The sequence below is a fragment of the Pseudoalteromonas sp. GABNS16E genome, from assembly GCF_028598715.1.
GTDB classification, from domain to species: Bacteria; Pseudomonadota; Gammaproteobacteria; order Enterobacterales; family Alteromonadaceae; genus Pseudoalteromonas; species Pseudoalteromonas atlantica.
Genome location: NZ_JAQREZ010000216.1, coordinates 1 through 255 on the forward strand (window position 1 = coordinate 1; position 255 = coordinate 255).

Consider the following 255-nt stretch of genomic DNA (forward strand, 5'->3'; position numbering starts at 1 on the left):
AGAAGTTAATAGCTAAAGTAGATAGATACTTAGACTTAAAAAATATTATCAGAGTTTTCCAAATTTATGAGGTGACTCTTAGCGCGTAGCGTTAAAGTAGAGGCACCTTGCGCAAAGGAAATAGTAGCACTACGTGCTTATCATTACTCCTTTGCACCTAATTTGCTTGGTAACCATAGCGTTTTGGACCCACCTGACCCCATGCCGAACTCAGTAGTGAAACGAAACAGCGCCGATGATAGTGTAGCATTTGCT

Annotated in this window: 1 rRNA gene; it reads left to right on the top strand. The window is 40.8% G+C overall.

Annotated elements, in window-relative coordinates:
• Nucleotides 1–165: 165 nt before the first annotated feature.
• Nucleotides 166–255 (top strand): 5S ribosomal RNA (gene rrf, locus PSI06_RS21345); the annotation flags it as partial.